The organism is Nostoc sp., assembly GCF_036919615.1.
Classification (GTDB): domain Bacteria; phylum Cyanobacteriota; class Cyanobacteriia; order Cyanobacteriales; family Nostocaceae; genus Nostoc.
In genome coordinates this window covers 1-20,059 of the sequence record NZ_JBALCN010000038.1, presented here as the reverse complement: position 1 = coordinate 20,059, position 20,059 = coordinate 1, and the positions used below count along the sequence as shown (strand labels likewise).

Annotated in this window: 13 protein-coding genes and 1 tRNA gene; 9 read left to right on the top strand and 5 right to left on the bottom strand. The window is 41.8% G+C overall.

Annotated elements, in window-relative coordinates; translation table 11 throughout:
* Positions 1–156: 156 nt before the first annotated feature.
* Positions 157–3,678, bottom strand: a complete 3,522-nt coding sequence (locus tag V7K48_RS11570) for a two-partner secretion domain-containing protein (RefSeq protein WP_335072495.1) — start codon at positions 3,676–3,678, stop codon at positions 157–159.
* Between the two features lie 349 nt (positions 3,679–4,027).
* Here V7K48_RS11570 and V7K48_RS11565 point away from each other — a divergent pair, with 349 nt between their 5' ends.
* Together V7K48_RS11565 and V7K48_RS11560 are read left to right on the top strand one after the other, a co-directional pair.
* A complete protein-coding gene (locus V7K48_RS11565) occupies positions 4,028–4,696 on the top strand; it encodes a response regulator transcription factor (RefSeq protein WP_335072493.1) in 669 nt (222 codons plus the stop codon).
* Positions 4,697–4,699: 3 nt separating this feature from the next.
* Entirely contained in the window at positions 4,700–6,643 is a 1,944-nt protein-coding gene (locus tag V7K48_RS11560; protein ID WP_335072491.1) for a CHASE2 domain-containing protein, read from the top strand.
* 562 nt (positions 6,644–7,205) lie between these two features.
* Here V7K48_RS11560 and V7K48_RS11555 read toward each other — a convergent pair.
* Positions 7,206–8,759: a GMC family oxidoreductase gene (locus V7K48_RS11555; protein WP_335072489.1), complete on the bottom strand. Its 1,554-nt coding sequence runs from the start codon at positions 8,757–8,759 to the stop codon at positions 7,206–7,208.
* Positions 8,760–9,394: 635 nt separating this feature from the next.
* On the opposite strand from V7K48_RS11555, the gene V7K48_RS11550 reads away from it, so the two are divergent.
* On the top strand, positions 9,395–12,112 hold the full coding sequence (locus tag V7K48_RS11550) for a CHAT domain-containing protein (protein WP_335072487.1): 2,718 nt from the start codon (positions 9,395–9,397) through the stop codon (positions 12,110–12,112).
* A 235-nt stretch (positions 12,113–12,347) separates the two neighbouring features.
* Here V7K48_RS11550 and V7K48_RS11545 read toward each other — a convergent pair whose 3' ends face one another.
* Positions 12,348–13,127, bottom strand: a complete 780-nt coding sequence (locus tag V7K48_RS11545) for a DUF928 domain-containing protein (protein WP_335072485.1) — start codon at positions 13,125–13,127, stop codon at positions 12,348–12,350.
* 422 nt (positions 13,128–13,549) lie between these two features.
* Here V7K48_RS11545 and rsmA point away from each other — a divergent pair, with 422 nt between their 5' ends.
* The 3 genes from rsmA to V7K48_RS11530 all read left to right on the top strand — a co-directional run bounded on the left by rsmA (position 13,550) and on the right by V7K48_RS11530 (position 15,843).
* The gene (gene rsmA / locus V7K48_RS11540; RefSeq protein WP_335072483.1) at positions 13,550–14,374 is read left to right on the top strand and encodes a 16S rRNA (adenine(1518)-N(6)/adenine(1519)-N(6))-dimethyltransferase RsmA; all 825 of its coding nucleotides are present in this window, start codon (positions 13,550–13,552) and stop codon (positions 14,372–14,374) included.
* A 100-nt stretch (positions 14,375–14,474) separates the two neighbouring features.
* Positions 14,475–15,428 carry a 4-(cytidine 5'-diphospho)-2-C-methyl-D-erythritol kinase gene (gene ispE / locus V7K48_RS11535; protein WP_335072481.1) on the top strand — a complete coding sequence of 318 codons (954 nt, stop codon included), beginning with the start codon at positions 14,475–14,477 and terminating at the stop codon, positions 15,426–15,428.
* Positions 15,429–15,513: 85 nt separating this feature from the next.
* Entirely contained in the window at positions 15,514–15,843 is a 330-nt protein-coding gene (locus V7K48_RS11530) for a DUF3082 domain-containing protein (protein WP_335072479.1), read from the top strand.
* A 231-nt stretch (positions 15,844–16,074) separates the two neighbouring features.
* Here the strand turns inward: V7K48_RS11530 and V7K48_RS11525 are convergent, their stop codons facing one another.
* The gene (locus tag V7K48_RS11525) at positions 16,075–17,604 is read right to left on the bottom strand and encodes a hypothetical protein (protein ID WP_335072477.1); all 1,530 of its coding nucleotides are present in this window, start codon (positions 17,602–17,604) and stop codon (positions 16,075–16,077) included.
* On the bottom strand, positions 17,601–18,353 hold the full coding sequence (locus V7K48_RS11520) for an ABC transporter ATP-binding protein (RefSeq protein WP_335072476.1): 753 nt from the start codon (positions 18,351–18,353) through the stop codon (positions 17,601–17,603). The genes V7K48_RS11525 and V7K48_RS11520 overlap by 4 nt, the downstream gene beginning before the upstream one ends.
* A gap of 11 nt (positions 18,354–18,364) precedes the next feature.
* On the opposite strand from V7K48_RS11520, the gene V7K48_RS11515 reads away from it, so the two are divergent.
* From V7K48_RS11515 to V7K48_RS11505, 3 genes are all read left to right on the top strand, one after another.
* Positions 18,365–18,529, top strand: a complete 165-nt coding sequence (locus tag V7K48_RS11515; RefSeq protein ID WP_335072475.1) for a hypothetical protein — start codon at positions 18,365–18,367, stop codon at positions 18,527–18,529.
* A gap of 523 nt (positions 18,530–19,052) precedes the next feature.
* Entirely contained in the window at positions 19,053–19,670 is a 618-nt protein-coding gene (locus V7K48_RS11510; protein ID WP_335072632.1) for a sporulation/spore germination protein, read from the top strand.
* Between the two features lie 171 nt (positions 19,671–19,841).
* Positions 19,842–19,913: transfer RNA gene (locus V7K48_RS11505), tRNA-Gly, on the top strand.
* Positions 19,914–20,059 lie beyond the last annotated feature (146 nt).

Below are 20,059 nucleotides of genomic sequence, written 5' to 3'. Positions count from 1 at the left end.
GATTAGTAAATTGAGTCTGTGCGGCGCTGGCATTTTAGGTGTTTGCCTGCACTGCACTCTTTTACAATAGATAAATTTGATTAGATGCACATTGTCAAGTTAGGAAATTGACTTGACAAAATTAGAAAGTCAATTTATGAAAATAACTAAAACTTCTTATAAACCCGAACAAGTAGGGAGTTGTGACCAAGAATTGTGAGGCGAAACAGTAGGTGCAGAGGCAGTGAGAATTACCTCACCATTAGATCCATACATCCATTCCTCAGCTTCAATCAGTGGCGCAGATTTAACAAAATGGTAAGGTTTGTTGCTAGTAGTAGGGTTTTTGGGGTTGAGAGGGTTTTCTTGTCTCCTTGAGATACTTGCACTCTGAACAGTTGGAATCTGATAAGTCTGATAGGGTGCAATTGAGGGGTCATCTGGCATTACTGGCAAACCTCCGTTCCCCGTGATGATGAATTTCCCTTTTGGCCGTTTATTTCGGGCAATGCAACTATTGGCAATCAATTGGGAAGTATCGATGATGTTTGTGGGCAGAGCAGTTAAGCCTTGACTAGGGTTAACATCAGGCGTGTTGAGTTGTACTACGCCATTAAATTCAGAACCACGAGCAGAATTAGCTGTAATATCACTTAATAGCGTGGGTTGTAGACGAAACTGTGTGCCAAAGATGCCCGAAGCATTGACAATTACTCGACCGCCAAAACTATCTTCAGAATTGGCGCTAATGTCGCTATTTTCTTTTGGAACAGCGACTAGGTTGTTAGTATTAATTGTAATATTACCACCAGCTGCCTTTCCAGTAGCGTTGGTAGTGATGCTGCTGCCTCGGCGTAGTAGCAACAAGTCGCGCGATCGCAAATTAATATTTCCCTGTCCTCCATTTGTGTCAGCACTGATTGTTGCTTTGTTGTCAAGATAGATAGAGTTAGCTTCAGCTATTAATGAGCCTGCAATTCCTGACCCTTGACTGCTCACCGTTACTTGGGCCCTATCCTTCAAAGACAGCATCCCGGTTGTAATGTTAATATCACCCCCCTTGCCTACGCCTGTCGATTCCACAGTACTGAGTACTCGACTGGGGCTTCCATTGTTGCCCGTTCCTTCCAAGGAGACTGTATCTTGAGCAAATATATTCACATTGCCCGCATTCCCTAGTCCAGAGGTAGCAGCACTGAGTAGAGCGCCATTGCTGACTCTAAGCGACCCCGCCGTGATGTTGATGTTGCCTCCCTGACCTTCAGCTCCTGTCTGCACTGCGCTGACTACCGAGGTGACATTTGTACCATTGGCACTTACCCCATCGAAGGAAACTGTATCATGGGCAACTATATTTACATTACCTGCATTTCCTTTTCCTTGGGTTGTGACATTCAATACAGCACCATTTTTCAAATCAAGTGACCCAGTGGTAATATTGATGCCGACACCGTTGCCCACCCCGTTTGGGAACACATTGCTGAATGCTCCGGTCGGGATATTACCAAGTCCTTTATCAAAGACAACGCGATCGCGGGCAACGATATCTACCCTACCTGCATCCCCCTTTCCACCATAGTTGGTAGCAACCAACTCACCACCATTGGTAACAGAAAGTGACCCAGTTGCGATTTTGATGTTGCCTCCCTGACCTTCGGCTCCTGGCTGCACTGCGCTGACTACCGCACTTACCCCATCGAAGGAAACAGTATCGCGGGCAAATATATTCACATTACCTGCATTTCCTTTTCCTTCGGTTGTGAGATTCAATACAGCGCCATTTTTCAGATCAAGTGACCCAGTAGTAATATTGATGTCGGCACCGTTGCCCACCCCGTTTGGGAACACATTGCTGAATGCTCCAGTCGGGAGATTACTAAGTCCTTGATCAAAGACAACGCGATCGCGGGCAACGATATCTACCTTACCTGCATCCCCCTTTCCACCATAGTTGGTAGCAATCAGCTCACCACCATTTCTCACAAAGAGTGACCCAGTTGTGATGTTGATATTGCCACCTTTGCCCACGCCTGTTGGTTGGACAGCGCTGGATGCCCAAGTGAATCTATTGCGTCTACTCGTCGGACTCGCCCCATCAAAAGAAACGGTATCACGGACAACTATGTTTATACTGCCTGCATCCCCTAGTCCAGAGGTGTCAGCAATCAGTCGAGCGCCATTGCTGACTCTAAGCGACCCCGCCGTGATGTTGATGTTGCCTCCTTGACCTTCGGCTTCTTTGCTGACTGCGCTGAGTACCGAGGTAACCCTATCGAAGGAAACAGTATCGCGGGCAACTATATTCACATTACCTGCATTTCCTTTTCCTTGGGTTGTGACATTCAATACAGCGCCATTTTTCAGATCAAGTGACCCAGTGGTAATATTGATACCGACACCGTTGCCCACCCCGTTTGGGAACACATTGCTGAATGCTCCGGTCGGGATATTACCAAGTCCTTTATCAAAGACAACGCGATCGCGGGCAACGATATCTACCCTACCTGCATCCCCCTTTCCACCATAGTTGGTAGCAACCAACTCACCACCATTGGTAACAGAAAGTGACCCAGTTGTGATGTTGATGTTGCCACCTTTGCCCTCGCCTGTTGGTCGTACAGCGCTGGATGCCTGACTCGATCTATTGGAGCTAGTCGTCCCATCAAAGGAAACGGTATCACGGGCAACTATGTTTATACTGCCCGCATCCCCTAGTCCAAAGGTTTCAGTATTCAGTACACCACCATTTCTTGTATAAAGCGATCCGGTCGTAATATTGATGTCACCACTGTTACCTACAGCCGTTGATTGCACGGTATTAGAGATCCGACTTCTATTCAGGTTTATTGCCTCTGTTGCATTAATTTCAATATCTCCCGCCTGTGAGTCAACAGAACCCAACCCTGATGCTATCCCTGACTGTAGCTCTGTACTTCCTCCAGTCATATCTAAGGAACGGGCATTGATCGCAATACTACCTCCACCACCAGCGAGTACATTGACACCACTGCCATTACTCAGAGATACATCAGCTCGTTCAACCCCATCAGGAAAATTTAAACCAAGGGATGAGCCATTAATATTCAAACCAACTGTACCAGTGTCTGCCATACCTGCCAACTCCACATTTCCACCCGGAGCGATGAGTTGACCACCATCAAGCTGCACATTACCGCCTACAAGTGCTAAGGTCTGACCAGGATTAACTCCTAAACTAGAACCCTGTACTTGAATATTTGCCAGATTCGTTCCAAATTGTAAGCCAATGGGTACATTGATAGTCAGCAAAGGTGGAGTTTGAGAATTTACAGCGCTGAACTTTATACCATCACTAAAATTAAGACTATTAGCTGTACTTGCAATAAACGAACCGCCAATATTCAGGGAGGCATTGGAATTAAAGATAATTCCATTCGGATTGATTAAAAATAAATTTGCAGTGCCATTTGTCCGAATCATCCCATCAATATTTGAGGCTGAGTTACCTGTAACGCGAGTCAGGATGTTCTGAATCTGCGTCGCATTATTGAAAAATGCTTCCCCACCTTTAGGTACGGAAAACTCGCTAAAACTGTGGAACAGGTTGTTTCCCCGAACTGTTCCTCCCTCAATCGTGCAAACTGTGCATCCTGGTGCAACACTGGAATTGACCTCAAGTGTATTATCAGGAATAATTTGGGCGTACACGGGGCTAGTCATTACAAAAGCACAGCATCCCGTTATAGTTATCGCCCCAGAACCAAATAGCAGCGATTTCCAGCTTTGATAACACCTTAATTTAGCTTTCACAAAACTTCTTGACTCCTCACAACCAGTACTCATACTACGTCATCAAGTTTAACAATTTGTCATATTCTTTAACTAAAATGCTGATTTTCCAATTTTGGAAAACTAAATTCCTCAAACTGCAACACGCAGTCAGTTGATTATTTGTATTCTAGTTTTGAACGATAAGTTTAACTAAATGGTAAGTTAAGTTCTAGTCACAAAAAGTTAGATTTACTCTATTTTTGGTACTTTAAATAAAGCTATTAAAATTACACCAGTTATGAGCCAAGAGTCAAAGCAAACTTTGCAAAAATTTTTAGTCGTTGACGACCATGAAGCAATTCTTCAAGGTACAATCCCAGCGCTAAAGGAGAAATATCCAGAAGCGGAAATCCTTGCAGCCCAGGATGCCCAGACAGCATATCAGCAATTTGAACGCTACCACCCAGATTTATTAATTGTGGATTTATGTCTACCAGAAAAGCCTCAAGCTCTTGCCCAGACGGAGGTTGGTATGCAACTTATCAAAACTTTGATGGAAAGCCCTCTTGCCCCTAACTTAGTGGTGCTGAGTACCAATGTCAAACCGTTAGTACGTCTCAAACCGATGATTAATACCTATGAAGGTGGGTTTGCCGCTATGGATAAGTCCTTACCGATCCGGGAAATGTTAAAGTTTATTGATTTGGTACTACGCGGCTCTATTTATTTGTCTTCAGAATTGCGATCGCGCCCAGAATTTGACCGAAAATGGATAGAGGTACTGACGCTTAAATATCAAGAAGGCTTAACAGATAAAGCGATCGCTCAACAAATGCAAGTAAGCGATCGCACTGTCAGAAATTACTGGATTAGATTGCAAGATTCACTGGGTGTTTATGACGAACCTGGTAAAGAATTGAGAATTCAAATTGAGATCGCAGCTAGAAAAATCGGATTAATTAATTAATTGATGAAGTTCGTACTTACTATAAAAGGCAATTTTTGGAAAAAAGTTCACCACCAACTGCCACTCTGGCGAGAAGTAGTGGTGCCAGGACTCTCAATAGTAGTATTTCTCATGCTTGCTCGTTCAATAGGATTATTGCAATCACAAGAGTGGCTTGTATTCGATCAATTATTACGGGTGCGGCCTAATGAAGCTATCGATCAACGGGTGGTAATTGTCGGTATTGATGAAGACGATATTAGCTATGTAGGAAGCTATCCTATACCGGATAGAAAAATTGCTAAAATGTTGAGCATTCTACATACTTACAAACCTAGAGTCATCGGTCTGGATCTTTTTAAGGACAAAGATACTAATTCAGATCGTGCAGACTTCGCACTTGTCTTGAGAAAAAATGTAAATATTATTGGAGTTGAAGTTGCATTAAATCAGAAACGAACTTTTAATGTTAAGCCACCGCCTGAGTTACCTGCTGAACGAGTCGGCTTTGCAGATGTAATAGTTGACCCTGATGGCAAGCTACGACGTAACTTGTTGGCAAGTAAGACTCACACGGGAAAACTTAAATACTCCTTACCTCTGTGTTTAGCACAATTCTATTTGCGCGAACAAGGAATTGTATTTGATCATGGCAGTCATTCTTACGACCCGATTCAATTTGGTTCGAGTCGGCTAGTTCGCTTTCTCCCCAATTCTGGTGGATATGTGGGAACTGATGCTAATGGTTTTCAGATATTACTAAACTTTCGCTCTCATCCCGAACCTTTTCGCACCTTATCTTTGAGAGATGTCCTCACTAAAAAATTTGATCCCAATTGGATTCGCGATCGCATCGTGATTATTGGCATGACTGCCTCCAGTATCAAAGATAGATTTACCACTTCAGCAGTCAAACGTACACTTTATACTAGAGATTTAGGAGTTGAAAATTCTGCTAATCAGTATCAATGGATTTATGGTGTAGAGATTCATGCCCATGCCACAAGCCAAATTATTAGTAATGTTTTAGACGGACGACCACTGTTAAAAGTGTGGCCAGATTTTTGGGAATATTTATGGATTTTAACTTGGGGTTTATTTGGCATAATTCTGGGTTTAATCCTGCAATCTCCGGCAAAAACATTGTTGAGCCTTGGGTTAGCTAGCATCGGACTTGTGGGAATTTGTTATATTCTCCTAGTTGTGGGTTGGTGGATTCCTTTAGTACCAACCTTGTTATCTCTAACAGGTGCAGGACTGACAACATCTTTTTTCGACCGAGATTTAAGAACATTACTCGAACAACGCAGTTTAACTCTCAAGCGCTGTTTTGAGACAATCCATAATGGCCCTCTGCAAACTCTGGCTGTCATTTTAAGGAGTCTTGGTGAAGAAGACATAGAAACTGAGAAATTGCGATCGCAACTTGAACAAGTGAATCGGGAGTTACGAAGTATCCCTGATTCTCTTAGTCAAGAAATGCTGAGTCGCAATGACAGTCTCTACTTAGAGGGAAATGTAGTTCTCGATCTCCAAATTCCAATTGCTGAGTTACTTTATCATATTTATGACAGTACCTTACAAAGAAAATTTCAAGGATTTGAGACAATTCAAAGTTTTATTCCTCCCAATTTTGAGCCACTAGAAGAGTGCTACCTAAATGCAGATCAAAAGCGAAGCTTGTACCTGTTTTTGCAAGAAGCATTATGTAATGTCGGAAAACATTCGCAACGAGCTACCCGTCTTGATGTTGTTTGTACGCGTTCAGCAAGCGAGTATTGCTTGCAAATAATTGATAATGGAGTTGGAATTCTATCCAAATCTAACTATCAAAGTGGTGGTGGTGGAACAGACCAAGCTCAAGATTTAGCCCGAAAATTAAGAGGTAAGTTTCGACGATTTCCTCACTCTCCACAAGGCACTGTCTGCGAGTTGAGCTGGCCTGTAGTAAGTACTTGGTGGCAATGATTTTTGTATCCAGGCAATTGGAAATTTTTCTCTGCCCACACTGATATAACTTAATGTGAGTTCGATAAATTTGGTCTCACCCCTCTGTTGAAAAGCTTTGATGCTTTCGGCAAGTCTACGCCGTCAGCCGATGCTCAAACTTTTTGCTCTCCAAACCTCTCCCCGCTTCGGCTACGGTAGTGTACACAAGTCATGAAATTACCCAAAACAAAAACCTTCTACGCTCGTGGAAGGGGCATTACAGCAATTGCTATAAAATTTCGCCTCAATGCATTAATATTGCAGGTCGATACATTGGCATTGTAAGTCGATACATTGGCATTGTAAGTCGATACATTGGCATTGCAGGTTGATACATTCTACTTAAACTGCAAGAAGGCACTAATTATTACCAAGATTAATTATTTTCCCCAATGAGAGCGATCATCGCGATCACTCTCATCGGTTCAATAGTCAATTTTTGAGAAATCAGGGAGGATTTGCTTGAGTTTGGCAACACATTTGCTTACTTCAGTGAGTAATTGCATAAATGCAAGATGATTTTAGGGATTTTCCTTTATATCTACGTAGTTATTAAAAGCGCTTGTTGTGAAACACGACCTGCGGCTTTAATCAAATCAGCTGCCTTTTCGCCAATCATAATTGTGGGTGCGTTGGTGTTTCCCGTGGTGATAGTTGGCATAATTGAAGCATCCACGACACGCAACCCTTCAACACCATGTACCCGCAGTTCGGGATCTACTACTGAATCAGAGTCTGTTCCCATTTTGCAAGTGCCGACAGGGTGATATACACTGTCGCAGGTTTCCCGAATGTAAGCTAGGAATGCTTCATCACTCTTATTTTCAGCACCGGGAGCAGCTTCCTCACCTCGGAACTCATCAAATACATCTGAGTGGAATATCTGTCGAAGAATTTTGATTCCTGCAAGCAGCTTTTGCAAATCGGATTCACTCTGAAGATAGTTCATCTGAATTATCGGTGGGTCTTTGGGAGAAGCAGAACGCAGGGTGAGACTACCACGGCTTTGAGGATTAATCAGACAAGCTACAGCTCCGAATCCTGGGCCTTGGCGGGCATAGGTAGGATGTGCCCACAAGATCGGGCCAGAGAAAAACTGCAAATCTGGTGCAACATCTAAACGACCTTCAGTATGTAAGAACAATCCAGCTTCGGCGATATTACTGGTTGAGGCAGGTTGTAAATCCTGAGTGGCTTGGTATGCAACGCCGACGTCAGGGTGATCTTGGAGATTTTGACCAACACCAGGCAAATCAACAACTACGGGAATGTCTAGCGATTTCAAATGTTCTGCATTGCCAATCCCAGAGAGCATCAGCAATTTGGGTGAATCGAACGTGCCAGCACTTAGAATCACTTCCTGATTCACAAAGGTTTGGTGTATTGTTCCCTGGTGCAGATACTCCACTCCAATAGTACGTGTTCCCTCAAACAGTAACCGAGTGACTAATGCACTAGTAGTGACTGTTAAATTGGAGCGTTCAAGAATTGGCAATAGAAATGCAGTTGCTGTACTTTGTCGCTTACCATCTTTGACTGTCAACTGATAAAGTCCTGCACCTGACTGTTGTGCGCCATTAAAATCAGGATTGCGCTCATAGCCTAGTGCAACGGCTGCTTCCACAAATTGTTGTGATGTGACGCTAGGAGCAATGGGATCTGTGACACTCAATAATCCATCGACACTGTGAAATTCTGATCTGATTCGCTGCTGGTTTTCAGATTTCTTGAAGTATGGCAACACATCTTGGTAACTCCAACCCGGATTTCCTAACTCCTGCCAGTGGTCATAATCATGCCGACTGCCTCGAATATAAATCATGGCGTTGATCGAACTGCTGCCACCTAATACTTTCCCGCGCGGACAAGAGATTTTGCGGTTATTTAGGTACGGTTCTTCTTCCGTAAAATATGCCCAGTCTACTTCAGTTCCCCACAGTTTTATCCAGTCTAGAGGAACTTGATGCTCTGGTAAGTTAGCCGGATTGCCTGCTTCCAGCAATAATACAGTTGTTTTACCATCTTCTGTGAGGCGATTGGCAAGAACACAGCCCGCCGAGCCTGCACCAATCACAATGTAATCGTATTCAGTCATGAAACTTTTCTTGTTAATTGCAATAATTTTTATTTTAGAAAAATACTGTTTTCAGCGATCGCTTCTCACTAAAATTGCTAAAACTTCACCAAAAGCGAATCCAACACCTTGAATACTAAACTAATATGTGTTGCGATCGCTTGCTTAAGCCCTATTAGTACTCGACCAACCTAAAAATGACGTGTGAAGGCAGGCTGTTCTTGAGCTGGCGTTGCAGGGGGAGAAAAGAACTTGATTTTCTTTCCATTACAGGACTTACGCACGGGTCATGGAAGAACGAACCACTCCAGACACAGAGAAGCCAGTGCGTTGGGCGGGTTAAGAGACTTGTTCGCGCAGCGTCTCCGATAGGAGAAGCAACTGGCGCGACACGGAGGAATAAGAGTTTGAGAGGTTTTTTGCGTAAGTCCTACATTATTCAAAATTTGAACATCGTAAATTCGGTGAGGCAAACTTCTTAACCCTACAAGTAGCGCTGATGCATACTACTGTTTATTTGTACAGTGCGTAATTTCTAACAGATTTATGAAATACTGTATTTAGTTATGCGATCGCAACACCGAGGCTGTGCATTGCCTAAAGCGATCGCTGATTAAATAAGAAATTTAGTTGTTAAAGTATTCGTTTGTGCCATTATGCAACGCTTACCACACCGTGTTCGTCGCATTTGGGCAGTTCTCTTCCTGACAATGCTAACCTTATGTTTGTGGTTAGCGCATCCTTCTCTAACAATTGGGCATAAGGGAATCGCAGAGATAGCAACAGCTAAATCGTCGGCTTTAACACAGCCAGTACAGCAAGGACTTGAGTTATATCAAGCTGGCGATATTCAAGGAGCAATCAAGTCTTGGCAAGCATACCTCTTTTCCAATCAACAGCGTAGTAGTCATTCTGCTGAGGAAATAAATGTCCGGACATACCTTGCCAGAGCATACCAACAAGTAGGTCAAATACCGGAAGCGATCGCCGAATTGAAGCTAGTTATCGCCTACTATCGTCAAACAAACCAGCCGATAAAAGTGGGACGGATGCTTACAGAACAGGCTCAACTCTACAGTAACCTGGGACAGCATCGACGCGCAGTTGCCATTTTGTGCGGTCAAAATCAAATCAATCTGCCATGTACTCAGGATAGTGCCCTAGAAATTGCCCGCCGCCAGTCAGATTCTCCTGGCGAAGTAGCTGCTTGGGGTAGTCTGGGAAATGCTCATCGTCTCCAAGGTGAGTATGAGCAAGCTATTCAAGATTTTGAACATAGCTATGAAATAGCCAAGCGGATTAATAATCAAACTTATCTAGCCTCTACCTTAAATGGTTTAGCGAATACCTACGCTAATCTTGCACAGCGCAATCAGCATCGGGCAGAATTCGCTAACGAGGTAGAGGATCAAAAAGCAGTCCAAAAATTCCAGCAAGACACGGTTAATGATGATAACCAAGCTACACAATATTTTGAACAAAGTCTGAATCTAGCTCGTAGCCAAAACAACAGAGTAAACGAACTGCGATCGCTACTAGGTCTAGTTAGGCTTTACTACGGCCAACATCGTCAGGATAAAGCCATAGTTAACAATACATTACAGCAAGCGATCGTCGTCTTAGAACAGGTGCCCGATTCTCACGATAAAGCCTATGCAGCAATTCAGGTCGCTAATCTTCTACAACTCATTAGCCAGAAGGTGAAGTCGGTCACTACTGATCCAGCCACTCAATGCTTAGAGTCAGAATTGTTACCCAAGTCTGTTGAACTACTCAACAAAGCTGTGGCAATCACTCAAAAAATACAGGAACCAGAGGCAGAATCTTTTGCTAAAGGCAGGTTAGGACACGTTTATGAATGTCTCCAAGATTATCAACAAGCGATAAATTTGACTCAACAAGCGCTTATTGGCACTGTCGCAAACGAGAGCCTTTACTTGTGGGCTTGGCAGGCAGCACGCCTATCTAAAGCTACAGATCGGGTGAAAGAAGCGATTAATTTTTATGAAGAATCTATTCACAGCCTCAAAAGTATCCGCAGCGACCTTACCTTAGAACAGCGAGATTTTCAGTTTGACTTTCGAGACAATGTTGAACCAGTTTACCGCGAGTTGCTTGAGTTACGCCTAGAGCAAACTGAGCATCTTGTTGAAGAATCTGATATTCAACAGAATTTGGAATTTGTCCTTTTAGCAATAGATGAATTAAGGCTAGCAGAACTACAAAATTATTTAGGTAATGATTGTGCTTTAGCACTGATTCAGCAACCAATCCCATTAGTGGGGAAAAACACTGCTGTCTTGAGTTCGATTATCTTGAAAGAGCGCCTGGCGATCATTCTTACCTTGGCTGACGATCATCAAAAATTTAAATCACGACTTTTTTGGGTGCCTGCTAAGAGTCAGGAGGTCAAAGATGCAATTAATGACCTACGAGTCAAACTAGAAAAGCGCTCCGATTTGGAAAACAGTTATAAAGCCAAAGCTGAACAAGTTTATGACTGGCTAATTCGTCCTTTTATCAAAGATTTAGAAACAGATAAAATCGAAACTTTAGTGTTTATTCAAGATGGAATTCTTCGGAATATCCCGATGGCAGCACTGTTTGATGGCAAGCAATTCTTGATTGAAAAGTATGCGATCGCTACTAGCCCAGCCCTGACTCTAACCAAGCCAATACCCTATAACCCTGAAGAATTACGAATATTGGCTTTCGGCTTGACACAGGCAGCTACCGTTGAAACTGATGCTGGCGAAAAATTTTTTGAGCCGCTTGGTCAAGTTAAATTAGAGCTCAAAACCATTACAACGAGTTTACCTAAAAGCAAGGGCTTACTGGATCAAGACTTTACACCTGAGCGATTGCAACAAGAGTTAGAAAAAAATACTTACTCAGTAATTCATTTAGCAACACACAGCAAGTTTGGTATTGATGATAGAGAAACGTTCTTGGTAACTGGTAAAAAAGTTGAAGTAAATCATCAAAAATCTGGGAAAGCTGAGATTTATAATGAAAAATTGACAATAACTGACCTTTATCAACTAATTAGTAATAGTCGCGATCGCAAAAATCCCATAGAGTTACTGACCTTGACAGCTTGTGAAACAGCAGTAGGTAGCGATCGTGAAACTCTAGGTCTAGCTGGTATTGCCATCCAAGCCGGATCTCAAAGTGCCATAGGTTCTCTATGGAAAGTTGATGATGCAGCAACCGCGCAACTGATAGCCAAATTTTATCAAAGTTGGCACAGTGGACTAAGTAAGGCCAGAGCCTTACAGGTGACTCAAATAGACTGGATACAAACGCATCAGCAGCAACTCGAAAGTCACCCTGGATACTGGGCACCATTCATCCTGATTGGTAACTGGCTGTGAACTACCCCAACCTATAGACGTTAATAATTGTCTCCAATTTTAAATTTTGGCTCTATCGTTCCTTTTATGGACTCTAAGAATAAATAAACTGGTCTTATAAACTGTGTTCTTCAGAGTAAATGGATTTTCAGGTTTTGAAGCTTCCCGATAAAACCTGAATTTTAATACCACAGCATAAGGGAAGCGGTAGAACCGAAATTTTTAAGTGTTTTTGGTTGAAATTTAAACGTTTATACTAGCGCTGCAATTGATGAATTGCGCTTTTTGTAAGTTCTACTTTAATTTGTTCTTCCAGACCGGTTTCAGATCCATTTGCTACCTGTTCTAGGAGAGATATCTTTAATTCTCTCAGCTTCGGCTCATCCTTTGAGATTAAAGCGATTCCTAAAGTGTTGTACCACAAATCAGCTTGATTATATAGGATTGCCTTATTTAGCACGTTATTAGTCTGGGACAGCCGCTTGTTCAAATCTGGTTTTAGAACTACTTTCATCGCCGCTGTAGCAAATGGATTGCCTGACGGGCGATTAGCGTCGCAGACTAATTCGACTTGCCAAAGATATCTTCCACCAACTAACAATTCTGGACTGGACAGAGATAGCATCATAATTCCTGGTGAACTTTTAAAATTTTTGTCTTTGATCTCTTTTACCAACTTAGATTGTTTGCTAGCTGGGTCATACTGATAAAGCCGAAACTCCATTTGCCAGGAGGCAGAATTGCTGATAAACCAAGCGAATGTAGGACGGGTTGCCAAAGTTTGCCCATAAATTTGGGAAGGTGCAAGCAAAATCAGGGCTGGAATGCTACTTAAAGATGTCTCGGACTTAGTTTCACATCCTCTAGAGCCACCTGAAGTTCCCGTAGTCTGAGGTGGGGGATCATTAGAACTATTGTTGTTCCAATCAGCTAAGGCTGTTGTCGGGATCAATAACAATAAGCTCAAGGCAATATCAATGGATGTAAAAAGGCTTTTCCTCAAACCTTTCTGGGAAGGGCGTAATATCTGAGCCATATTCTACCTCGATAAGTTGCTAGGACAAGTCTTAATAACATATCTGGTTAAACAACCTATATTGTGCAGATGGGGTTGACAATACGGTTGTGTTGCAAAAACCAGTGCTGGTCTGGTAAAAGTGCAGAAGGCAGATAATTGAGCAGTTAAAAATACCCCGTTGATAAACCGCAAGTAACTATTTTCTATGGTGACATTTCCAATGCAAGATTATTCTACTGTCTATGCGCTGGTATATACGATGTCCCCTCTGGTATCGAAACCTCAAACAAAAACTCAGACGAAAGTCTAAGCTTACTACAGTATTTCATTGATTCGTAGCGAATTAAATATAGAGAGGTGTGGTGGGTAATACCGCCCAGTGATTCTACCAAATGAATTTTCTTTCAAAAGCTAAAAACTAGACTAGGCAATAAATACAGATGATCCGACCGCGCAAGGTCTTTGCTCAACATTGGCTCAAAAGTGAAAAGGCGCTCGACGCAATTATTCAAGCAGCAGAGTGTACAGAATGCGAACGCATCCTGGAAATTGGGCCCGGAACCGGCATTCTGACTCGTCGTTTACTACCCCTAGTACAATCTCTGGTTGCAGTTGAAATAGACCGCGACTTATGCGAACTATTGGCAAAGCAATTAGGTAAAACTGAAAATTTCTTATTGCTGCAAGGCGATTTTCTCACGCTGGATTTACCATCTCATCTGCTAGCCTTTGCCAATTTCCAAAAGCCAAATAAAGTAGTAGCAAATATTCCTTACAATATTACAGGGCCAATCATCGAGAAACTACTGGGTACAATCGCCAACCCTAACCCGGAACCATTTGACTCAATAGTGTTACTAGTACAAAAAGAAGTAGCAGAAAGGTTGTATGCTAAACCAGGATCAAGAGCCTTTGGGGCGTTGAGTGTGCGGGTACAGTATTTAGCTGAGTGCGAGTTAATTTGCACCGTTCCAGCAGCCGCATTCCATCCACCGCCAAAAGTTGATTCAGCAGTAGTGCGATTGCGCCCCCGAAAAATCGAAATACCAGCACTTGACCCAAGACGGTTAGAGAACTTCTTAAAGTTAGGGTTTGGTGCCAAACGCAAAATGTTACGAAATAATTTGCAATCTGTTATGGAACGCGATCGCCTGACCGACTTACTGGAACAATTAGAAATAAATCCCCAAGCCAGAGCCGAAGACCTCAGCGTTCAGCAATGGGTAATCCTAGCAAATGAGTTAGGAGTTAAAAGTGAGGAGTGAGAAGTTAAAAGTGAACATCTAGATGATTGCTTTGATTCAAAACCCAAAATTCACCCATTCACAACTAGCAATCCATAACCCCTAACTTCTAACTTTCAAAATGCATTCTTACAGCCTAATTGCCCCTGCCAAAATTAACTTATATCTGGAAATCATTGGCAATCGCCCCGATGGCTATCACGAGTTAGCCATGATACTTCAAAGTATCGGACTTGCAGACAAAATTGATCTGCGTTCCATTAGCACTGATAGCATCCGTGTTCACTGCAACCACCCACAAGTACCGACAGATAGAAGTAATCTGGCATACCGGGCAGCAGAATTAATGGCGAGGCAATTTCCCGAAGCCTTTGCAAAATATGGGGGTGTGGAGATTACCATCAACAAGCAGATTCCTGTTGCTGCTGGGTTGGCTGGAGGTTCGACGAATGCAGCAGCTGTGTTGGTGGGGATAGATTTACTGTGGAAATTGCAATTAACTCAGTCAGAATTAGAGGAGTTAGGAGGTAAGCTTGGTTCAGATGTACCATTTTGTGTAGCGGGTGGAACTGCGATCGCCACAGGTAGGGGTGAGCAACTTTCTCCCCTGCCGAGTTTAAATAATATATATGTATTATTGGGGAAATACCGCAGTCTGGAAGTTTCTACGGCTTGGGCATACAAAACCTATCGACAGCAGTTTGGTAATTCTGATATTAGAGATAGCGACAACTTGGTAGCGCGTGCTAATGCAGTTCATTCAGGAGTAATAGTAAAAGCTGTCCTGGATAAAGATCCGGGAGAAATTGCCCAAAAACTGCACAATGATTTAGAGCGCGTGGTATTGCCAGCCTATCCCCAAGTCTTGCAACTGCGAGAAGTGTTTGCAAATAAGGAAGGCGTTTTAGGAACAATGATGTCTGGTTCTGGGCCAACAGTATTTGCTCTTTTTGAATCTCAACAGCAGGCAGAACTAGTTTTGCTGCAAGTGAGAGAAGCAATTCTTGATGAGGACTTAGAATTGTTGGTAACTCGGACAATCACACATGGTATTAAAGTGGCATCGTCTGTTTAAATAATTCTTTTTCGTTAATGAAGCACCGGGAATAGCCAAGAATTATTCCTAATAGCCCAATCCAAAATCTAAAATCTAAAATGGTATGAGTGACCAAAATTTAACACCACAAACGGATACTAAAATACAGGCAGCAGCGACTCCGTTACGCTGTTTAACTGGGGCGGTGATTTCTGGAGGAATGGGATATGCAGTGTATTTACTGATGATTGCGATCGCCACAAATTTCGCTACTAAACCTATCCATTCAATTAATCCATTGGTAATTAAGATTTCTTCTGCCGTTCGGACTCTGGTTGTTGGTGTAGTTGCTTTAGGAAGCGGAATATTTGGTATAGTGGCAATTGGTTTGTTGGCTTTGGGAGTGCAATTATTAGTGCAGCAGTTGACCAAACAAAAAAGTAGTGAAAACTAGTAATTTGTTTTTAATGGTGAAAGAACTTTCTCGGCGCAATTTATCTTGCTGCTATTATCTGGCTTAATTGATCACCAGAAAGAAAATTTGCGTCCTTCTCTACGTTCGCGCAGCGTGTCGCAGACAGACGCTGCGCGAATGCGGGTCGTTTTTTCATGATTTTGCGTAAGTCCTGATGGGGTTCAAAATGTTTGACTTTTGACTTTTGACTTTTGACTTTTGACTTTTGACTTACCCAAAGGGGCTGACACTCCCTAACTGACGACTACGCCCATAGGCTAATGCCACAACTAAACCAATCACAGCCAATAAAGTCAAAACGGTGTGCAAATGACCTTGTTGCAAGCTAAATCCTAACCATCCCCAAGAAAACAAGGAAATAATTTCGAGTAAACTTAACAATACATCGAGTTTACTATTTTGCCGTCGTCGAAACAATTCTGTAAACTTTACAGGGCGAGAATTCCACAGACTGAGAGTTGCTGCACAAGTAGTACCAGCGAAAAAAACCACCATTGGTATAAACCACGGTTTACCGTTGACTATCAAAACAATAAACAGTGGTGATATCAATAACCAGATAGGAATTAATGCCGCTAACAACTTCAATTGATGCAGCTTTGAACTATTGACTGGTGAAGATTTGAGCAAATCTGGTGCTTCTTCCCCAGAAATGCAAATTCGGATTAAACTTGATGTCAAAGTTTCTGCCAACACTAAACTTATCCCTAAAATAGCACCATTGTTATGTTGTCGTAATATACTCAAAGATGAGAATGTGAGGATAAATATTTGCAGAAATAGGCGTGAAATTAAATAAGGATTGCGCCGCATAATCCGCCATTCTTTAAGTAAAGCAACACGATTAAAACCACCAACAAGGCGAGTTATTTGGGTAGGGCGCAGTTGACGGTGTTCACTTGTAATTTCCTGCTGTGTACCTGCAATAAAATAACGATGTAAAACTTCCACTGTTAACCATGTCAAACTGATACTAATTAACAACACTAACACTACTGACACCGGATCAAAGAAAATAGCCCTTGCAGGAAACCAAACCCAACTATCAGCACTCAAAAAGTTTCCTTCTGCTAACCAATGTTCTAACTTAAACCAAATTGATCCTGTGTTTCCATCTGTTTTTTTCAGGAGATTAGGTAATTGAGAAATTAAATATATAGTGATGATAAATAAAGCTGTCAGAACTTGAGCAAAAATTCGCGTCCGTTTTGCACCTATCACACGAACTAGTGCTAAAACAAATAACATTGCTAAACTTGTAGCACTTAAGCTAAGACCAATCAAAGCTGGGTAAAGCCCTAAAAGTTGAGGAATACCAAGTAATAAAGCGATTAAACTTACAGGAATTACAAATAAACAACCACTGAAAAAAGTTTTCAGGGCAATTCTTAACACTTGACTCGCAAAAATCACTTGACTCGAAATTGGTGATGACACGAGTAAATCTAAATCCCCGCGTTCAAATAACCCCATCAAGCTACTTCTCATCGCTTGGATAAAGCTATAGTAAAATCCAAATAACCAAACTACTACCGCTATCCAAATAGCAGAATCTGGTATGGTATTAAATGATATCGCACCTCGAATATTACCAAACGTAACCCATAACCAAGTTAAATAAACACTACCCAAAAGTGCAAAAATACTGAAAAAAAATATTACTAAAGGTCTAACAGTAATTTCACGCCACCACAGACTTAATTCGTAGCCCAAAAGCCAAGGTAATGTCCCGACTTTCATCTTGCACCTTCAACATTATTATCTTGAGTTAATTCTAAAAAGACCCTCTCCAAACTACCGCCGACTTCACCACTTTGAGTTCTAAGTTCATCTAAAGTACCTTCAGCAACTAAGTACCCATGATTAATAATCCCAATTCGCTGCGCCATCCGCTCGGCAATTTCCATAATGTGAGTAGTTAAAATTACCACACCACCTTGGTTTACATACTCAGCGAGCATATTTTTGACTAAGCGGGCTGCGGCTGCATCTAATCCTGTTAGCGGTTCATCTAAGATAATAATTCTCGGCTGATGAATTAATGCCCCTGCTAAAGCAAGTTTTTGCTTCATCCCTCGCGAAAAAGTTTCACTAAAATCTCCTCTGTTGTCCCACAAGTTTAATTGTTTGAGAAGTTCTTCGGCAGAAGATTGAGCTTTAGAAGGAGGAATTCCCCAAAGTCCGGCGATAAACTCTAAATACTCTATCGGACGTAGCTTGTTGTACAGTAGAGGCTCTTCAGGTAAATATGCTAAAAGTTGCTTTGCTTTTTGAGGCGATCGCCGGATACTATGTCCTAAGATCATAATATCTCCGTTATCTGGTTGTAATAACCCTGCAATCATTCGTAGAGTAGTAGTTTTTCCTGCACCGTTGGGACCTAAAAGAGCATAAAATGAACCTTCTGCAATCTGCAAGCTGAGATTATTCACAGCTTGGTGAGAACCATAACACTTGGTAAGTTGGGAAAGTTGAAGTGCGATTTTCATCTGTTGTGATTATGCTTAATTCAAACGAAGCAGAACCTTTTATTGAGGAGATTATGCAAGCGATCGCCCAACAATATCAATGCCCAGAAGTATTTCCAAAAGATAAAGGCGTTATTGAGTTGGCAGATGTTACCGCCTATACATTAATGTATACAATTGGCATATTTCTGGCGTGATTTCATGACGACGAATTTCTTCAATAACACGCTCAATTTCTACTGATGGCGTCCCTAATTTCATGACGATAATCATTGCTTTGAATCTTCTAAAAATATTGCAATCATTTGTTTAGTTAGAGTTCCTAAGTTTGAGAATGTTGTTTATCGAACCCTCAAATATCAATCAATCTAGTTTTTTAGTTTTATGCAAGATACTATAAATTTTATAATCCACATTCTGCACTTCAAAATATCATATTTTAATGCTTCAATAAATTTTACAAAAAATAATTATTTAATTAAGTATTAACACTTATATTTTCTCGGTTTTTAGCGATCGCTACTCAACTATAATTAGCCCCACTGCAATACCAGCGTACTACGAGATGAAGCGCGGAATGTGGGTTGTAATTTCGGTACATAGTAGTAACCTTCGACTTTAACAGATTCCAGGTTGACACTTTATGGACTGGCTCAAGATTCACAAATTTATGCGGAATTGATACCAGCAGCACGGAAGTTAATAGCAGCAACATCACTTATGAGCAAAATTATGAACACAACCAAGAGATATTTTTTACCCCTTATTTTTGTGACAATGATTGTTAGCCTCAGCAGTTGTAGTTCTAACCCCACCGCTAGTAATATTAACAGCGTTTCGCTATCTCCTACTACAACACCGACGAATAGCGCATCGTCTCAGACTCCCAGCCAAACTCCTAGCGTAGCTCAGTTGAGAGAAAAATCTCCCAATCAAGAATCTCCTAAGGAAAATACGCCTTCCTCACCAACTTCTAAAGCCGCCACTAGCAAAACTACCAAGGTTACACTATACACAAGTGATACTCAATGTCAAAAACTAATTCCAGAAAAGGTTTCAGTACCAGCCGAGGAACCAGTGAAAAATGTAGTGGGTAAAATCTTAGAAAAACGAGATACAAGCGACTTTAGCTTGTCTGGGTATCGCGTCAAGATCAAAAATGGCATTGCTACAGTTGATTTGCGAATATCTCCTGAGTCAAAGCGACAAATAACTTCTCTTTCTAGTTGTGAACAGTTTGCTCTATTTGGCAGTCTCCGTAAAACCCTAAAGAGTAATGCCCAATGGAATATTAAAGAGGTTCGCTTCACTGAGCAAGGTGAGGACATTGTTCTATAGTTAAATATGGTAGTAAGTGCCGTGATCAGCTAGCTAAAAAGATTTCCCAATCTGAACAGCCACAGGACTCATGCATCAACAGTTGCTAAAACAGTCTATGTTCTAGCCAATTGAAAACAGCTGTAAATAGTGGTATGCTTCATTTTAGCTCTAAGTTTATGGCAGCAATTTGCGGGTGTAATTCAGTGGTAGAATGTCACTTTCCCAAGGTGAACGTCGTGGGTTCGAGTCCCATCTCCCGCTTTGTACATTTGTCGATTGACTAATTAGGTGATTTCCGAAAAAGAAATTACCAGCTAATACCAATTCAATGTGAAGCTGCATAGAATAGAGCTTCCAGGATAAAGTTATAAGAAGAGACAGAAATTACCTGCTCAAATGTAAGTTGG

Bases quoted from the DNA above. Each gene is read 5' to 3' on its own strand.
- rsmA (WP_335072483.1), top strand. From the start codon at position 13,550: ATGATCCGACCGCGCAAGGTCTTTGCTCAACATTGGCTCAAAAGTGAA.
- V7K48_RS11565 (WP_335072493.1), top strand. From the start codon at position 4,028: ATGAGCCAAGAGTCAAAGCAAACTTTGCAAAAATTTTTAGTCGTTGAC.
- V7K48_RS11520 (WP_335072476.1), bottom strand. From the start codon at position 18,353: ATGAAAATCGCACTTCAACTTTCCCAACTTACCAAGTGTTATGGTTCT.
- V7K48_RS11530 (WP_335072479.1), top strand. From the start codon at position 15,514: ATGAGTGACCAAAATTTAACACCACAAACGGATACTAAAATACAGGCA.
- V7K48_RS11570 (WP_335072495.1), bottom strand. From the start codon at position 3,678: ATGACTAGCCCCGTGTACGCCCAAATTATTCCTGATAATACACTTGAG.
- V7K48_RS11545 (WP_335072485.1), bottom strand. From the start codon at position 13,127: ATGGCTCAGATATTACGCCCTTCCCAGAAAGGTTTGAGGAAAAGCCTT.
- V7K48_RS11555 (WP_335072489.1), bottom strand. From the start codon at position 8,759: ATGACTGAATACGATTACATTGTGATTGGTGCAGGCTCGGCGGGCTGT.
- V7K48_RS11525 (WP_335072477.1), bottom strand. From the start codon at position 17,604: ATGAAAGTCGGGACATTACCTTGGCTTTTGGGCTACGAATTAAGTCTG.
- ispE (WP_335072481.1), top strand. From the start codon at position 14,475: ATGCATTCTTACAGCCTAATTGCCCCTGCCAAAATTAACTTATATCTG.
- V7K48_RS11550 (WP_335072487.1), top strand. From the start codon at position 9,395: ATGCAACGCTTACCACACCGTGTTCGTCGCATTTGGGCAGTTCTCTTC.
- V7K48_RS11560 (WP_335072491.1), top strand. From the start codon at position 4,700: ATGAAGTTCGTACTTACTATAAAAGGCAATTTTTGGAAAAAAGTTCAC.
- V7K48_RS11515 (WP_335072475.1), top strand. From the start codon at position 18,365: ATGCTTAATTCAAACGAAGCAGAACCTTTTATTGAGGAGATTATGCAA.
- V7K48_RS11510 (WP_335072632.1), top strand. From the start codon at position 19,053: ATGAGCAAAATTATGAACACAACCAAGAGATATTTTTTACCCCTTATT.